At 45.9% G+C, this 13,331-nt stretch carries 20 protein-coding genes; 10 read left to right on the top strand and 10 right to left on the bottom strand.

Annotated elements, in window-relative coordinates; translation table 11 throughout:
• Window positions 1-41: 41 nt before the first annotated feature.
• The 4 genes from xerD to AOC21_RS01540 form a co-directional block, all read right to left on the bottom strand.
• A complete protein-coding gene (gene xerD / locus AOC21_RS01555) occupies window positions 42-965 on the bottom strand; it encodes a site-specific tyrosine recombinase XerD (protein WP_215392074.1) in 924 nt (307 codons plus the stop codon).
• A 35-nt stretch (window positions 966-1,000) separates the two neighbouring features.
• Window positions 1,001-1,273 carry a BrnA antitoxin family protein gene (locus AOC21_RS01550; protein ID WP_215392073.1) on the bottom strand — a complete coding sequence of 91 codons (273 nt, stop codon included), beginning with the start codon at window positions 1,271-1,273 and terminating at the stop codon, window positions 1,001-1,003.
• Window positions 1,260-1,559, bottom strand: a complete 300-nt coding sequence (locus tag AOC21_RS01545; RefSeq protein WP_215392072.1) for a BrnT family toxin — start codon at window positions 1,557-1,559, stop codon at window positions 1,260-1,262. The genes AOC21_RS01550 and AOC21_RS01545 overlap by 14 nt, the downstream gene beginning before the upstream one ends.
• 67 nt (window positions 1,560-1,626) lie before the next feature.
• Complete coding sequence (locus tag AOC21_RS01540; protein WP_215392071.1) at window positions 1,627-2,112, bottom strand: YajQ family cyclic di-GMP-binding protein; 486 nt, start codon at window positions 2,110-2,112, stop codon at window positions 1,627-1,629.
• 117 nt (window positions 2,113-2,229) lie between these two features.
• Between AOC21_RS01540 and murB the strand changes: the two genes are divergently transcribed.
• From murB to AOC21_RS01525, 3 genes are all read left to right on the top strand, one after another.
• A complete protein-coding gene (gene murB / locus AOC21_RS01535) occupies window positions 2,230-3,267 on the top strand; it encodes a UDP-N-acetylmuramate dehydrogenase (RefSeq protein WP_215392070.1) in 1,038 nt (345 codons plus the stop codon).
• Window positions 3,268-3,421: 154 nt separating this feature from the next.
• Complete coding sequence (locus tag AOC21_RS01530; protein WP_215392069.1) at window positions 3,422-3,601, top strand: type II toxin-antitoxin system HicA family toxin; 180 nt, start codon at window positions 3,422-3,424, stop codon at window positions 3,599-3,601.
• 8 nt (window positions 3,602-3,609) lie between these two features.
• Window positions 3,610-4,029: a type II toxin-antitoxin system HicB family antitoxin gene (locus tag AOC21_RS01525; protein ID WP_251371534.1), complete on the top strand. Its 420-nt coding sequence runs from the start codon at window positions 3,610-3,612 to the stop codon at window positions 4,027-4,029.
• Between the two features lie 5 nt (window positions 4,030-4,034).
• Here the strand turns inward: AOC21_RS01525 and AOC21_RS01520 are convergent, their stop codons facing one another.
• The 4 genes from AOC21_RS01520 to xseA all read right to left on the bottom strand — a co-directional run bounded on the left by AOC21_RS01520 (window position 4,035) and on the right by xseA (window position 7,297).
• Window positions 4,035-4,829, bottom strand: a complete 795-nt coding sequence (locus AOC21_RS01520; RefSeq protein WP_215392067.1) for a hypothetical protein — start codon at window positions 4,827-4,829, stop codon at window positions 4,035-4,037.
• A gap of 87 nt (window positions 4,830-4,916) precedes the next feature.
• Entirely contained in the window at window positions 4,917-5,735 is an 819-nt protein-coding gene (locus tag AOC21_RS01515) for a hypothetical protein (protein WP_215392066.1), read from the bottom strand.
• A 4-nt stretch (window positions 5,736-5,739) separates the two neighbouring features.
• Complete coding sequence (locus AOC21_RS01510; protein ID WP_215392065.1) at window positions 5,740-6,063, bottom strand: hypothetical protein; 324 nt, start codon at window positions 6,061-6,063, stop codon at window positions 5,740-5,742.
• Between the two features lies 1 nt (window position 6,064).
• Window positions 6,065-7,297, bottom strand: coding sequence for an exodeoxyribonuclease VII large subunit (gene xseA, locus AOC21_RS01505; protein ID WP_215392064.1), 1,233 nt, complete (start codon window positions 7,295-7,297; stop codon window positions 6,065-6,067).
• 314 nt (window positions 7,298-7,611) lie between these two features.
• Between xseA and AOC21_RS01500 the strand changes: the two genes are divergently transcribed.
• The 7 genes from AOC21_RS01500 (at window position 7,612) to AOC21_RS01470 (ending at window position 12,653) form a co-directional block, all read left to right on the top strand.
• Window positions 7,612-8,253: a MotA/TolQ/ExbB proton channel family protein gene (locus AOC21_RS01500; RefSeq protein WP_215392063.1), complete on the top strand. Its 642-nt coding sequence runs from the start codon at window positions 7,612-7,614 to the stop codon at window positions 8,251-8,253.
• Entirely contained in the window at window positions 8,250-8,729 is a 480-nt protein-coding gene (locus AOC21_RS01495; protein WP_215392062.1) for a biopolymer transporter ExbD, read from the top strand. The genes AOC21_RS01500 and AOC21_RS01495 overlap by 4 nt, the downstream gene beginning before the upstream one ends.
• A 23-nt stretch (window positions 8,730-8,752) precedes the next feature.
• Window positions 8,753-9,853 carry a tetraacyldisaccharide 4'-kinase gene (gene lpxK / locus AOC21_RS01490; RefSeq protein ID WP_215392061.1) on the top strand — a complete coding sequence of 367 codons (1,101 nt, stop codon included), beginning with the start codon at window positions 8,753-8,755 and terminating at the stop codon, window positions 9,851-9,853.
• Between the two features lie 70 nt (window positions 9,854-9,923).
• On the top strand, window positions 9,924-10,103 hold the full coding sequence (locus AOC21_RS01485; protein ID WP_215392060.1) for a Trm112 family protein: 180 nt from the start codon (window positions 9,924-9,926) through the stop codon (window positions 10,101-10,103).
• A 30-nt stretch (window positions 10,104-10,133) separates the two neighbouring features.
• Window positions 10,134-10,898 (top strand): 3-deoxy-manno-octulosonate cytidylyltransferase, encoded by a 765-nt coding sequence (gene kdsB, locus AOC21_RS01480; protein ID WP_215392059.1) that lies wholly within the window; start codon window positions 10,134-10,136, stop codon window positions 10,896-10,898.
• A 113-nt stretch (window positions 10,899-11,011) separates the two neighbouring features.
• A complete protein-coding gene (adk, locus tag AOC21_RS01475; RefSeq protein WP_215392058.1) occupies window positions 11,012-11,677 on the top strand; it encodes an adenylate kinase in 666 nt (221 codons plus the stop codon).
• Between the two features lie 10 nt (window positions 11,678-11,687).
• Entirely contained in the window at window positions 11,688-12,653 is a 966-nt protein-coding gene (locus AOC21_RS01470; RefSeq protein ID WP_215392057.1) for a GDP-mannose 4,6-dehydratase, read from the top strand.
• Between the two features lie 6 nt (window positions 12,654-12,659).
• On the opposite strand, the gene AOC21_RS01465 is transcribed toward AOC21_RS01470, so the two are convergent.
• Together AOC21_RS01465 and AOC21_RS01460 are read right to left on the bottom strand one after the other, a co-directional pair.
• Complete coding sequence (locus tag AOC21_RS01465) at window positions 12,660-12,956, bottom strand: addiction module antidote protein (RefSeq protein WP_215392056.1); 297 nt, start codon at window positions 12,954-12,956, stop codon at window positions 12,660-12,662.
• Window positions 12,957-13,253 carry a type II toxin-antitoxin system RelE/ParE family toxin gene (locus tag AOC21_RS01460; protein WP_215392055.1) on the bottom strand — a complete coding sequence of 99 codons (297 nt, stop codon included), beginning with the start codon at window positions 13,251-13,253 and terminating at the stop codon, window positions 12,957-12,959.
• Window positions 13,254-13,331: the final 78 nt, after the last annotated feature.

Below are 13,331 nucleotides of genomic sequence, written 5' to 3'. Positions count from 1 at the left end.
CCAGCTTTCTGGCTTTATTCTGGTATTTCAGGGGAGAACTCTTAAGAACCCCGTGGATGGTGCTGCTGATGGATGGATTTAAGTCTTTCGCGGGCTACGTGGGTATAAATCTGGGTGGTGGAGATATCCGCATGCCCCAAAAGTAGCTGTACTACCCTCAAATCAGCTCCATGGTTTAGCAAGTGAGTGGCAAAGGCATGGCGCAAGGTGTGGGGTGAAAGCGCTACAGGGATATTGGCTACAGTGGCATAGCGTTTAATCAAAGCCCAAAATGCCTGTCTTGTTAAGCCGGTACCAGTATGACGCCCTACAAATACGGCATCTGATGATTTTCCTTCGAGCAAGGGTGTGCGCGCTTCGGCTAAATACTTTCTGAGCCACTGTCCTGCCTCACCACCAAAGGGCACTAAACGCTCTTTACCGCCTTTACCGTTGACGACTCTTACAACACCTTCATTCAAACCGAGTGCAACCGTTTTTAAAGAAACGATTTCTGAAACGCGTAAGCCACTGGCATACATCAACTCCAACATCGTGCGATCACGCAAACCTAAAGACGTTTCAATATCTGGCGCATTTAGTAATGCAGTAACTTGATCTTCACTCAATGTCTTCGGAAAACGAAGAGCTTGCTTTGCCGCACGCAATCCCATGCAAGGATCACTCTTGACTAAATTCATGCGCATCGCATGACGATAGAAACGTTTAAAAACAGTGAGGCGGCGATTAGCAGTCGTTGCTTTATCGGCTCTGCGATAAGCAATGTAGGCAGTCAGATCTTTTTCAGTAACACCATAGAGATCACGGCCAGAGTCTTTATAAAGCCACTGGGCCAATAACAGTAAGTCTCTGCGGTATGCGGCCAAGCTGTTTTGCGCTAGGCCATCCTCTAACCAGCAAGCATCGCAGAAGCGCTCAATGGCCTCTTGGCTCACTTGAGAGATACCATTTTTATCAGCTGGCATTATTTTTTCTTAATAGGCGGGTAAAGACGCCAAAATTACTTGGTTACCTCTTCCAGCTTTTCAGCAAGCCAGATTTTCATTAGGGACTGATATGGAACATCGAGCTTGTTAGCTTGCAATTTGATGTTCTCTAAAAAACTCTGCGAGAGTCGAAGAGAGATAGAGGCAGTGCTTGGCTTGAGGTTGGGCATAGTGACTCGTACCGCTTTTGACAGGTCAAAATAGTCGGATGCGTCATTCTTTTCCCAAAAAGCACGCTCCTCTTTTTCAGTCTTAAAAGCAGGGATTGGTTTGCTAGGCTTTTTCATAAAACGCCCTTTCTCTTTTACTCATAGGCCTTGCAGAAACTACACGAACTAGCGTTGCATTTTTCCGCAAGGTAAACACCACCGAAAGAAGAGTGCCGGGAGAAGTAATGCCTAGGGCAAGGTAACGATTTTCCTTATCGCTATGCTTGTCATCTACCGATACCAACAGGGGCTGATTAAAAAAGATTTCCTCAGCCTCTGCCTGGGTGACGCCATGCTTCACTTGACTCTTGATGGCATTCCCAGCGTCCCACTGAAACCCAACTATTCGATGAAAATCAATCATTTATGTATATTATCATAATATACATGATCCTAAAAAGCAAATGGTTATTGCTGTGACGATCAGCCAATTAGTCACGGAAATTATTAAAGCCCAATGGCGCTTCGGTCACTTCTTTTTTCAATAAAGCCATAGTCTCTTGCAAGTCATCACGCTTGCCACCAGTGATACGTACTGCATCACCCTGAATACTGGCTTGCACTTTGATCTTGCTGTCTTTAATAATGCGCACTACTTTTTTAGCCAATTCTGATGTGATCCCTTTTTGGATCTTCATCGTCTGCTTGCGCTTATCGCTGCCAATGGTTTCCGTTTTGTCATCTTTGAGATAACGCACATCCACATTGCGTTTGGCCATTTTGCTGATTAATACATCACGCACTTGACCCAACTTAAAGTCATCATCACCAAACAAAATCAAGGCTTCGTCTTTTTGCTCAACTCGGCTATCAGAGCCCTTAAAGTCAAAACGATTGGTAATTTCTTTATTGGATTGCTCGATGGCATTTTTGAGCTCAATCATGTCCGGCTCACACACTACGTCAAATGAAGGCATTTCTACTCCTTAATTAATCTGGTATCCATTTTTGCGAATTTCTGGAGGATTGGGGCAGCTTTTTTGCTACAAAGCCAAAATAACCGCTCCAGATTCGTTTACGAATAAGATTGTGGCATGACTCGCCCTCAAAATGCGTCCACCCCAGCAAAATTGATCCCAAACTTAGGGCTCAAGGAGCGCAATACCTTTGGCTTAGACGCTGTAGCAGAGTTCGCCTATGACATTAGCTCAGCCGAGCAAATTCCGGCTGTGATGTCTGATATTGCAAAGCAAAAGTTATCTTGGCGGATTTTAGGTGGTGGCAGCAATGTCATTTTGCCAAGCACTTTAGCTGGCGCCACCCTGCTCATGAATATCCTGGGCCAAGAAATTATCAAAGCCGATGATGAGGCCATCTATTTATCGGTTGGGGGCGGAGTTATTTGGCATGACCTCGTTTCTTGGACTCTAGAAAATGATTTACCTGGCTTTGAGAACCTGGCTCTCATTCCGGGAACAGTGGGTGCAGCGCCGATTCAGAATATCGGGGCTTATGGTGTTGAGATTGGTGAATATATTGATCACATCGAAGCCTTTGACGTCAAAGACCAAGCCTTTGTCACTCTCCAACAAGATGCCTGCCGCTTTGCTTATCGCGATAGCTACTTTAAGCAACATGCCGGACGCTTTATTGTGACAAAGGTCGTTTTTAAAATGCCGAAGTCATGGCAGGCCCGCATTCATTACGCAGATCTTGCCAAGCAGTTTCCAGATAACGCTAGCCCTAGCCCGGAAGAGATCTTTCTAGCCGTTTGCAAAATTCGGACTCACAAATTACCAGACCCTAAGGTGATTGGTAATGCGGGCAGCTTCTTTCAGAACCCGATCATTCCCAATGAGCAGTACGAGACCTTACTGAGAACCTACAGTGATCTTGTTTCTTATCCTGATACGCCAGGCAAACGAAAGCTTGCTGCAGGTTGGCTAATTGATCATTGCGGCTTTAAAGGTCAACGCATGGGCGCTGTTGGTGTTTATGAAAACCAAGCACTAGTTTTAGTGAATCATGGCGGTGGCACAGCCCAAGATATCCTGGGCCTAGCTAAATGCATTCGAGACAAGGTGCATGACAAATTTGGCGTTACTCTTCAAATCGAGCCAAATATTCTGTAGTACATAGCATCACCTCATTCTTGTTGAGGTGATTGGGGTCCACACCCCAAAGAGGGTCAATCCATTCAAAGATAATACGTTGCACCCAATGTTCTGGTGCAGCCCTCATTTAGCCCGCATCATTACAAAACACAACATATATGTTAAGATTTGCATGAATTCAAAACAAATGAAAAGATGGCTTGAACAACAAGGCGCCACTTTTCTTCCGGGCAAGGGATCGCATTTGAAAGTGTTTTTAAATGGCAGGCAATCCTCTTTACCAATGCATGGAACAACTGAACTTGGTAAGGGTTTGGAAGCCGCAATTAAACGTCAATTAGGCTTGAAATAATGGAATATATGTTTAGATACCCGGCAATCCTGTCCAAAGACGGTCGTAACATCCTGGTAACCTTCCCCGATGTTCCCGAAGCAATTACTTTTGGCAAAAATGAATCTGAGGCATTGGATAAGGCTATTGAAGCATTGGAAACTGGCCTATCTTTTTACGTTGATTCCCGTAAACCATTGCCAAAACCAAGCAGGGCAAAACGCGGTCAAAAATTAATCAGCCCTTCAGCCCTAGAGTCGGCCAAGCTTGGGATCTACCAAGCCATGATGGATCAGGGTATTAAGAAAACTGAATTAGCACGACGCCTTGGATGGCATATGCCGCAGATTGATCGCCTGTTTGACCTAAAACACTCTTCAAAATTCGATCAAATTGAATCTGCAGCAAATGCTCTAGGCTGCCATATAGAAATTACTGTCGCAGCTTAAAAAGCTTAGGGCGACTGTGCAGGCCCTAGGCTTGGTGCTTTAGTTGGCGCAGCAACTCCCACAAAAATGACCATACCATCACCACCTGGATTTAAGAGGATGTCATTCAAGCCAGACGGCTTCCAATTGTTTGCAGCCCAAACATTACCCGCCATATCTGCGTTCACAGAAGTTAAGCGCATTAAAGGTAAACAAGAAGCAGGCGCGCCCGTTCCATACAAAGGCTGACCAGAGCTCAATAGCACCTGACTACCAGCAGATGGAAGAGTGTAGCCAGCGCTAGGGGTAATTGCCGCGCCCATCGCTACACCTGTAGGGCAATTTGATGTCGCGCCACAAAGTTGCACGACGCTATATCGCGCGCTTGCTGAGGTGGTTCCAAAATTCGCCACCCAAACATTTTGATTAGCGTCCAATGAAATGCCCCATGGGCCATTAATACCCTGCCCTGTATACGTTCCCACAATTGTGCCGCTGGAGTTAATCGCATACACAGTAGAGGTGGCGCCTGCTGCAACCCATGCATTACCCAAGGAGTCTACAGCCACCCCTTTAGGGTTGCTACCGGTCGGCAGTGTGACTGTAAATAATTTAGAAACGACACCACTGCTGTAGCGTAATTTAGATACAGTGTCTGAACCCGTATAAGTAACCCACGCATATCCATCGCTAGTGATTGCCATACCAAAGGGCTCTGTATTAGCATCAGCATAACTAATGGGGGTATTGGTTTGATTTGGATAAACCACTACTGCATTATTTCCGTAGCTGGCCATCCAAACATTATTAGATTGATCCACTGCAGTTCCTTGCACGCGCAATAAACCGGCGGTGTAACCAGCAGCAGGAGAAATAGGAGCACCAAGTGCGGATAGTTTTGCTACCGCTCAGCTGCTTGGTACATTATTTCCCCAGCCAAAACTGCCTGACCAGATATATCCAAGCTTATCTATCGCCACTCCAAAACCTGATCCTAAGATACCGCCCCCAGTGATAGGTGACGTGGGGGTCGCAGTATATCCATTAGCAATGCCATTCGCGGCTTGTCCGTTTGGTTTCAGAACCACTAAGCAATTTGTAGAATTTGGTGTTCCTTGAATGACATTGTTATTGATCCACGCATATCCATTAGCATCAAACGCCACATTAGCAGGGCCTCCGAATGGGCAACTGCTACTGCCGGTGTTATTCACTTTGACTGCCATAGTCCAAGCATCGAGCTTTTGCAGTACCGATGCTGAATTCGGTCCTTGAGTTGCTGTGAGTGCTGGCGCATAGCTAGTAACAACACTACCTAAGTTATAAATCGCAGCGACATTGACTGCCGGATTTAAAGCGATATTCACGATCGCTTGCAAAGTTGTCGTTGGTGTCACTCCACTTGCAGTAGGCGTCAGAGCAAATAAATTAGTACACGCATTTGCTATCCCTTGGGTGCATCCAGCTAAGACATTGGCCAATGTGCCAAGGGCACTCCAAGTATTAGTTTCATATCCGTTCGGTGATGTTTGAATCACGGTAGATGCTGAACCAGATTGCGCGGCAACTAAATTCTCAGCCATCCCCGCAGCAATACTCAAAGGCAGCGCACTGCCAGCAATCGAGTAATCACTCCGAAACAATTGCGCAAAAGCATAAGCTGATGCAACTGTAGTGAGCTCATTAATACGTACCGCCGTTAAAGGGCCCGTTCCTAGGCTCGCCATGAGCTCAATACTGGGAGATTTGGTGGGCTACCGCATAGTAAGTAATAGGATTGCTAGCAGTGTTAGCGGTATTGCTGGGTACCTTTACCGAAAAATTACCTGCACCATCTGAAGTGGCTTGCGCAACAACTGAAGGTATACCGGACTGCACTTGATAGACCGTCACAGCGGCGCCACTAATTGCAATCGGTGTTGAACCTCCACCCGTACTGACTACACCATTAATCACTGAGCTATTACCAGATCCACTACTCGGACAGCCTGAAAGCATTGCAATACAGGTAGATACACATAACACTGAAATCAGTTTTATGAGCACTCGATACATATTATTTATTTTCAATCTGGCTTATTTCTGAAGTAACTTCTGAAAATACTACATCTGCCTGACCTTCAGCTAGGCGTATTTGATACTTATTGCTTGTACTTAATTCAGATGGCTTTCTGACAGCATGTAATTCATCTTTACCCGCATTCAAAACAACTGCATACCCACGTTCAAGCGTTCTTTGCGGATTAAGCATTTCTAACTGAGATTGATAATGCGATTGATTGCGCTTCCAATTCTCCATGCGGACAGACCAAGCTTGATTCAGACGTTGCTGCCAGCCAGTAATTTGTTCGCGCATCCGATCCGGATTGGGCAGGGCGTGACTTAATCGCAATGCCAATTGGTCCAAGGTTTGCGCTTCACGTTCCACCCGCTGATTGATACGCTGCAAGAGTGCCTGCATGATGGCATCTAATTCTTGCAACATTTGATCTCTGCGTGGCGCAGCCAACTCTGCTGCACCAGTCGGAGTCGTCGCACGTAAGTCAGCAACAAAGTCGGCAATCGTGAAATCGGTTTCATGTCCAACACCACTCACTACCGGAATGGATGAGTCGGCAATTGCATAGGCTAATTGCTCATCATTAAATGCCCACAGGTCTTCTATGCTGCCGCCACCACGCACCAGCAAAATCACATCGACTGCTTTTTCTTTTTCCGCCGCTTTCAATGCCTTAATAATTCCAGCGGGTGCATCGGGACCTTGAACCAGCGTTGGGTAAATTACAATCGGTATATGCGGCGCTCTTCTTGCAAGCGTGCTTAATACATCTTTCAGCGCAGCTGCTTGTGGTGAAGTGATGATGCCAATCGATCTTGGATGACTAGGTATATCCCGTTTGCGCTCTTCATCAAATAAACCCTCTTTAGCTAATTTAGCTTTGAGCTTTAAGAAGGCCTCATACAAACCACCCATCCCTGCACGACGCAAAGTCTGAATAGTGAGTTGAATATCGCCGCGCGGAACGTACATGCCTAAACTGGCGCTAACCTCAACCAAATCTCCTGATTGCGGCATAAATCCCACCTGGCCATTGCGACCGCGGAACATGACACAACGAATTTGGCCCTCTTCATCCTTTAACGAGAAGTACCAATGGCCGCTGTCATAGGCCTTGAAATTGGAAATCTCCCCGCTAACCCAGACCGTATCGAAACGGTCCTCTAAAGAAGCAGCAATGGCGCGGTTTAAATCGCCAACACTTAGAATTTCTCTTGATATTTCCGACATTTTTTCTCTTTGATTACGGCGCCACCTGACTTAGCAGGCAATAAATATCCACAGAAGCTTATGCGCTCTTGGTCTAATCCGCATAAGTAAGTAATTACTGACCCAAAACGTCTCATAAATCCAACACCAATAATTCAACCCGTTGATTTATATACTGAATTAATCCAACCCCCATGGCCTCACGTAGTCCATTTATTAGGCAAGCTACCATCAATCAAGGACTTACAGCAAAATACCAGGAAAGTTGTGCACAGACTTATCCACAGGCTTGCTTTCCCAAAAGGGCTTTTTAATTCAGCTAAAGTACTGAGCTTATGTACTCCATCTTACTATCCGCCGGTTGGCCTATTTGGCCCTTATTAATCATCTCCATTATTGGCCTGGCGATCGTCCTGGAGCGCAGCTGGTATTTGCGAAAAATCTATATTTTTCCTAAAAATTGCCTAGAAAGCGTCTTTTCCCTGACAAATCAGTTAGTTAGAGATCAATCGACGGTTTCTGAGCTACAAATTCAAGAGTTGGCCAATCTTTCGCCTGCTAGCCCCCTGTTGGCCTGCGCTCTAAAAGAAAAATTGGCAGGTAGCGGTCCTGATGTAGCCCTCGAAGAATTGCAAGCGAGCGCGCAGACAACCTGGCAAAAGTTTGATCGTTATTTAGGTGCTTTGGCCACAATCGCAACAGTAGCTCCCTTACTCGGCTTATTCGGCACTGTAGTGGGCATGATTGAAATCTTTGGTAGTCAAGGTGCTATCAATGGTGCAGCAGGCAATCCGCAGCAATTGGCACACGGCATTTCAGTAGCGCTATACAACACTGCATTTGGTTTGCTGATTGCAATCCCTGCGCTGGCTGCATGGCGAGGTTTGCGCGCAATGGCTAATCAGCGTCAACGCGAGTGCGAAGAATTTACTCGCCAATTATTTAAAAAACTATACCCCACTGATTCTGCTAAATGAGTTGGCTAGAAACGCACTCACAATCGAAGAGAAGATTTTCTCTTGGAGGTGCTGCTGCATCTGTAGAGCCAGAAATTAACCTCATACCCTTTATTGATGTCCTCTTGGTGGTGCTGATCTTTTTAATGATCTCTACCACCTTCACACGTTATCAAGAATTAGCTATTACGCTGCCAACCGCTAATGGTGGCGAAAGCCAAGCTGAAGCGAAACAAATTCATATTGCTGTGAGTCGCGATGGTCGATTTGCGATTAATGGAAAAGTCACTGATAAATCACAGCTGAGTAGCGCTCTCATGCAAGTGAGTGGACAAACCGATAACAAGAAAGAATCTGCAGGCAATCTACAGGTGAATATTGATGCAGATGCACGCGCGCCCCACCAAGCCGTCATGAGCGCGCTAGAGGCCGCTCGCGACGCTAATCTTTCTAATATTGTGTTTAGTAGTCAATTTAATACCCAAGCCAAGAAATAATTTCCCAATACAAAAGCCACTGAATGTCATTTTCTTTTTTCCGTAAAGCCCCAAAGTTCTGGGAAAGACGTGGTCCTACTAGCATATTGCTATGGCCGCTTTCTTGGCTTTATGGCACCGTCTTGCGTTTACGCAAACTGATACAAGAGACTGGCCTTATCAAACATCGCCCAGCGCCAGTGCCTGTCATTATTGTGGGCAATATTCGTGTTGGCGGCACCGGCAAGACACCAATCGTGATTGCACTAGCCGAACGCCTCAGTCAACTCGGCTGGAGACCCGGAATTATTAGTCGGGGGTATGGAAGTTCCAGCACTTCTTCACAAACAACACCCTTACAGGTACGCAGCGATTCTGATCCTGCGCTGGTTGGTGATGAACCCGTCTTAATTGCAAAACGTACGCAAGATCAATTTCCGATTTGGGTTTTTCCAAAACGCCAGAAAAGTATTCAGGCCTTGCTGAGGCATGACCCCAATGTCAACGTCATTATTAGTGATGACGGTTTACAGCACACGGGTTTAGCTCGCTGGCCCGCACGTGAAGGTGGTCGTGATATTGAATTTGTAGTGCGTGATGGACGTGGTGAAGGCAATCGCTTTCTACTACCTGCGGGCCCCTTACGTGAATCCGCCACACGAGAGCGTGATGCCACCCTCTTTACTGGCAAAGCCAAAAATAGTGAATCGAAGTTTGGCCCTCAGGATGAATATTTTTTAGGTCGTCGCGCATTCTTACTCCAAAGTCATTTGGGCAATGCGTATCAATTAATTCATCCAGAGAACACACAGACCCTTACTCAAATTACAGATAGTTACTTACCAAATAAGATCACCGCTGTTGCCGCTCTAGGCAATCCCCAGCGGTTTTTTGATGATCTACTGAAACAAGGGGTTGCTGGCAAAACTATTCCTTTGCCGGATCATGCAAGCTATACCACTGAGTTCTTTTCCAAGATTAATGCGCAATGCATCCTGATTACCGAGAAAGATGCCGTCAAATGCGCAGCAATTACTGACGAGCGTATTTGGGTGGTACCAATGACGCTTACCCTCCCTGATACTTTGGCTGAATGGCTGCAATCCATCCTGCAAAGACCAGATCCCTACCGTTACACCTTGTAGGTTTGGCGCACATAGCACTACACTGTGTTCTCATTTATTTAAACTTCATTTAGACCACTGCAAAGAAATCATGGATAAAAGACTGCTCGAGATTTTGGTTTGCCCATTGTGTAAAAGCCAATTGCATTTAGATTCCAATAAACATGAACTTATTTGCAAAGCAGATCGCTTGGCTTACCCCATTCGTGATGATGTGCCAGTGATGTTGGTGGATGAGGCCCGTAGCCTTAGCGCCGATGAAATCGCTTAATCTTTCGCTTGCCAACACTTTCCAATCTGAATGAATGCCACCTCTAAACCCCTGGATTTTTTGGTAGTCATTCCAGCGAGACTGGGATCGACTCGCTTGCCTCGTAAACCATTAGCGGATATCGGTGGTAAGCCTATGGTGATTCGGGTTGCTGAGCGCGCAAAGCAATCACTCGCGCATAGCGTCGTAGTGGCTACTGACTCACCAGAAATTCAAGCGGTTTGCGATGAACATCGCATCGAGTGTTTGCTAACTAGCGCAGAGCATCCAACCGGCACTGACCGTCTCGCTGAAGTTGCGCAATTATTAAAACTCCCCAATGACGCACTGATCGTCAATGTCCAGGGTGATGAACCACTCATCCCTCCAGAACTCATTAATCAGGTAGCCAGCACTTTGGCAGAGAATCCACAATGCGCCATCTCTACAGTTGCCGTACCCATTACTAATGTTGCAGAAATCACCAACCCCAATGTTGTGAAAGTGGTTCTCAATCGATCTGGTGAGGCCCTCTATTTTTCAAGAGCGCCCATTCCATTTGTAAGAGATGCAAAAGCGCAAGATACAAGCGTACATTTGCGTCACCTTGGTATCTACGCATACCGAGCGGACTTTTTGCAAGCCTATAGTCGCCTAGAGCCAGCGCCTCCCGAACAAGCAGAAGCCCTTGAGCAATTAAGAGCCCTCTGGAATGGTTACCGAATTGCCGTACATATTGCTCCAGAGGCCCCTCCAGCCGGGGTAGACACACCCGAGGACCTTGAGCGCATCAGACAAATACTAGGTAATTCTTAAAAAAAGTAGTTTCACAACACCCTAGGAGCCCATCTCGGGGATAATCCTAGGCACTAGGCATTCATGTACCCAACAAAATACGGGACAATGACAGCTCTTCTAAGGGGAAAACAATGCGGTTGATTCTGCTCGGTGCACCAGGTGCTGGAAAAGGCACACAAGCTCAGTTTATTTGCGAAAAGTTCGCTATTCCACAAATTTCCACGGGCGATATGTTGCGCGCTGCTGTGAAAGCCGGAACTGAACTGGGCATTGCTGCCAAAAAAATTATGGATGCTGGTGGCCTTGTGTCTGACGACATCATCATTGGCCTCGTAAAGGATCGCCTCACCCAACCAGATTGCAGCAAAGGTTACTTATTTGATGGTTTCCCAAGAACCATTCCCCAAGCGCAAGCAATGAAAGATGCGGGCGTACCTATTGATTACGTTTTAGAAATCGATGTGCCATTTGATGCCATCATCGATCGCATGGGTGGTCGCCGCGTTCACCCAGCTTCAGGCCGCACTTATCACGTCAAATACAACCCACCAAAGGTTGAGGGTAAAGATGATGTGACTGGCGATCCATTGATTCAGCGTGATGACGACAAAGAAGAAACTGTACGCAAGCGTTTACAGGTTTATGACGATCAAACCCGTCCATTGGTTGAGTATTACTCTTCCTGGGCCGCTCAAGCAAATACTGCAGACAAAGTGAAGGCGCCAGCCTATCGCAAAGTCAGCGGCACTGGTAACGTTGACGATATCACTGCCTCTATTTTTGCAGTCCTAAATTAAGCTCGATCAATTGGCAGCCAAAAAAGCACTCATTATCGGTATTACCGGTCAAGATGGCGCTTACCTAGCAAGACATCTACTGTCAAAAGGTTATGAAGTGACAGGTTCATCACGCGATGTGATGGCCTCGTCCTTCAATAATCTCAAAACCTTAGGCATTCATTCTCAAGTGAAATTGATCTCGGTATCGATTAATGACTTCAGAAGTGTATTTAATGCCATTCAAATTGCAGACCCAGATGAAATCTACAACCTTGCTGGTCAGACATCTGTAGGGCTTTCGTTTGATCAACCAGTTGAAGCAATCGAGAGTATCGCCATTGGTACCCTCAATATTTTGGAAGTGATTCGCCTACTCAGCAAGCCAGTCCGCTTTTATAACGCTGGATCAAGCGAATGTTTTGGCGATACTGGCAATACTCCGGCAAATGAGCACACCCCCTTTGCACCCCGCAGCCCATATGCAGTGGCTAAGTCCACCGCCAAATGGCTCATCAATAGCTATCGCGAATCTTATGGCCTGTATGCCTGCACTGGCATTCTCTTTAACCACGAATCTCCGCTACGCCCAGAACGCTTTGTAACTCAAAAGATTATTGCGGGCGCAGCCAAGATTAAAGCTGGTCAACTGGATAAATTACAACTCGGTAATCTAGATATTTCTAGGGACTGGGGTTGGGCACCAGAGTATGTTGAAGCAATGTGGCTCATGATGCAGTTGGATAAACCGGATGACTTTGTAATCGCCACTGGCAGACAAGAGTCATTGAAATATTTTGTTGCCAAATCATTTGAATACTTTGATTTAGATTGGCAAAAATTTGTTGAAATTGAGCCTAGCTTCTTCCGTCCAAATGAGATCGTTACCAGCGTAGGTAACCCAGAAAAAGCAATTCAAGTTTTAGGCTGGAACAAGCCGACTGATATCGACGGCGTTATTAAGATGATGTGCGCTGAGAAAGCGAAATCAATCTAATCGTATTTATGCTTGAACGCTCAGCTTCATTCCAAGCGCTTGGATTACCCTGGTCACAGTCTCAAATCTTGGTCTAGCTTCAACTTTCAGAGCTCTATAGAGGGACTCACGAGTAACCCCACTCTTTTTAGCAATCTCAGTCATACCTTTAGCTCTCGCAATATCGCCTATTGCCGCCACAAATAATGCAGGATCCCCATCCTCTAATACAGCTGATAAGTAGGCGGCTATATCTTTTTCAGTCTTTAGATAATCCACGGCATCAAATTTAGACAAATCTTTTATTTTTATTTTTCTCTTCATTTAAACCTCCAATGTTTGCAGCAGCTTTTTGACTGCTTTTATGTCCGCAGTTTGCGTGGACTTAATGCCTCCGCCCAACATCAGCACAATCAGCTTACCTCGTTGTATGTAGTACATGCGCCAGCCAGAACCGAAGTGCTCCCGCATCTCCCAGATGCCTGCTGATATAGGACTGATATCACCAAAATTTCCTAAGGTCGCTTTACGCAATCTTGCAACCAATCGCTGTCGAGTTGAGGCCTCACGAATGCCGGTTAACCATACGTCAAATTCTGGGGTTGTTCTAATGTCATACATCCCCAAATTGTAATCAATTGGTTACAGTATATAACAAACAACCCCGCACATGAAATAGTCTTTTTAAAAATAGTGGCA

It is taken from the genome of Polynucleobacter sp. VK25 (assembly GCF_018687355.1).
Lineage (GTDB): Bacteria > Pseudomonadota > Gammaproteobacteria > Burkholderiales > Burkholderiaceae > Polynucleobacter.
The sequence above is the reverse complement of the archived record's forward strand: the minus strand, read 5'-3'. Positions and strand labels throughout refer to the sequence as shown.

What these genes read in the sequence shown, in the direction of transcription:
- kdsB (WP_215392059.1), top strand. Translation starts at nt 10,134, where the DNA reads ATGAATGCCACCTCTAAACCCCTGGATTTTTTGGTAGTCATTCCAGCG.
- adk (WP_215392058.1), top strand. Translation starts at nt 11,012, where the DNA reads ATGCGGTTGATTCTGCTCGGTGCACCAGGTGCTGGAAAAGGCACACAA.
- murB (WP_215392070.1), top strand. Translation starts at nt 2,230, where the DNA reads ATGACTCGCCCTCAAAATGCGTCCACCCCAGCAAAATTGATCCCAAAC.
- AOC21_RS01515 (WP_215392066.1), bottom strand. Translation starts at nt 5,735, where the DNA reads ATGGCGAGCCTAGGAACGGGCCCTTTAACGGCGGTACGTATTAATGAG.
- lpxK (WP_215392061.1), top strand. Translation starts at nt 8,753, where the DNA reads ATGTCATTTTCTTTTTTCCGTAAAGCCCCAAAGTTCTGGGAAAGACGT.
- AOC21_RS01525 (WP_251371534.1), top strand. Translation starts at nt 3,610, where the DNA reads ATGTTTAGATACCCGGCAATCCTGTCCAAAGACGGTCGTAACATCCTG.
- AOC21_RS01510 (WP_215392065.1), bottom strand. Translation starts at nt 6,063, where the DNA reads ATGTATCGAGTGCTCATAAAACTGATTTCAGTGTTATGTGTATCTACC.
- AOC21_RS01465 (WP_215392056.1), bottom strand. Translation starts at nt 12,956, where the DNA reads ATGAAGAGAAAAATAAAAATAAAAGATTTGTCTAAATTTGATGCCGTG.
- xerD (WP_215392074.1), bottom strand. Translation starts at nt 965, where the DNA reads ATGCCAGCTGATAAAAATGGTATCTCTCAAGTGAGCCAAGAGGCCATT.
- AOC21_RS01540 (WP_215392071.1), bottom strand. Translation starts at nt 2,112, where the DNA reads ATGCCTTCATTTGACGTAGTGTGTGAGCCGGACATGATTGAGCTCAAA.
- AOC21_RS01500 (WP_215392063.1), top strand. Translation starts at nt 7,612, where the DNA reads ATGTACTCCATCTTACTATCCGCCGGTTGGCCTATTTGGCCCTTATTA.
- AOC21_RS01550 (WP_215392073.1), bottom strand. Translation starts at nt 1,273, where the DNA reads ATGAAAAAGCCTAGCAAACCAATCCCTGCTTTTAAGACTGAAAAAGAG.
- AOC21_RS01460 (WP_215392055.1), bottom strand. Translation starts at nt 13,253, where the DNA reads ATGTATGACATTAGAACAACCCCAGAATTTGACGTATGGTTAACCGGC.
- xseA (WP_215392064.1), bottom strand. Translation starts at nt 7,297, where the DNA reads ATGTCGGAAATATCAAGAGAAATTCTAAGTGTTGGCGATTTAAACCGC.
- AOC21_RS01530 (WP_215392069.1), top strand. Translation starts at nt 3,422, where the DNA reads ATGAATTCAAAACAAATGAAAAGATGGCTTGAACAACAAGGCGCCACT.
- AOC21_RS01495 (WP_215392062.1), top strand. Translation starts at nt 8,250, where the DNA reads ATGAGTTGGCTAGAAACGCACTCACAATCGAAGAGAAGATTTTCTCTT.
- AOC21_RS01545 (WP_215392072.1), bottom strand. Translation starts at nt 1,559, where the DNA reads ATGATTGATTTTCATCGAATAGTTGGGTTTCAGTGGGACGCTGGGAAT.
- AOC21_RS01485 (WP_215392060.1), top strand. Translation starts at nt 9,924, where the DNA reads ATGGATAAAAGACTGCTCGAGATTTTGGTTTGCCCATTGTGTAAAAGC.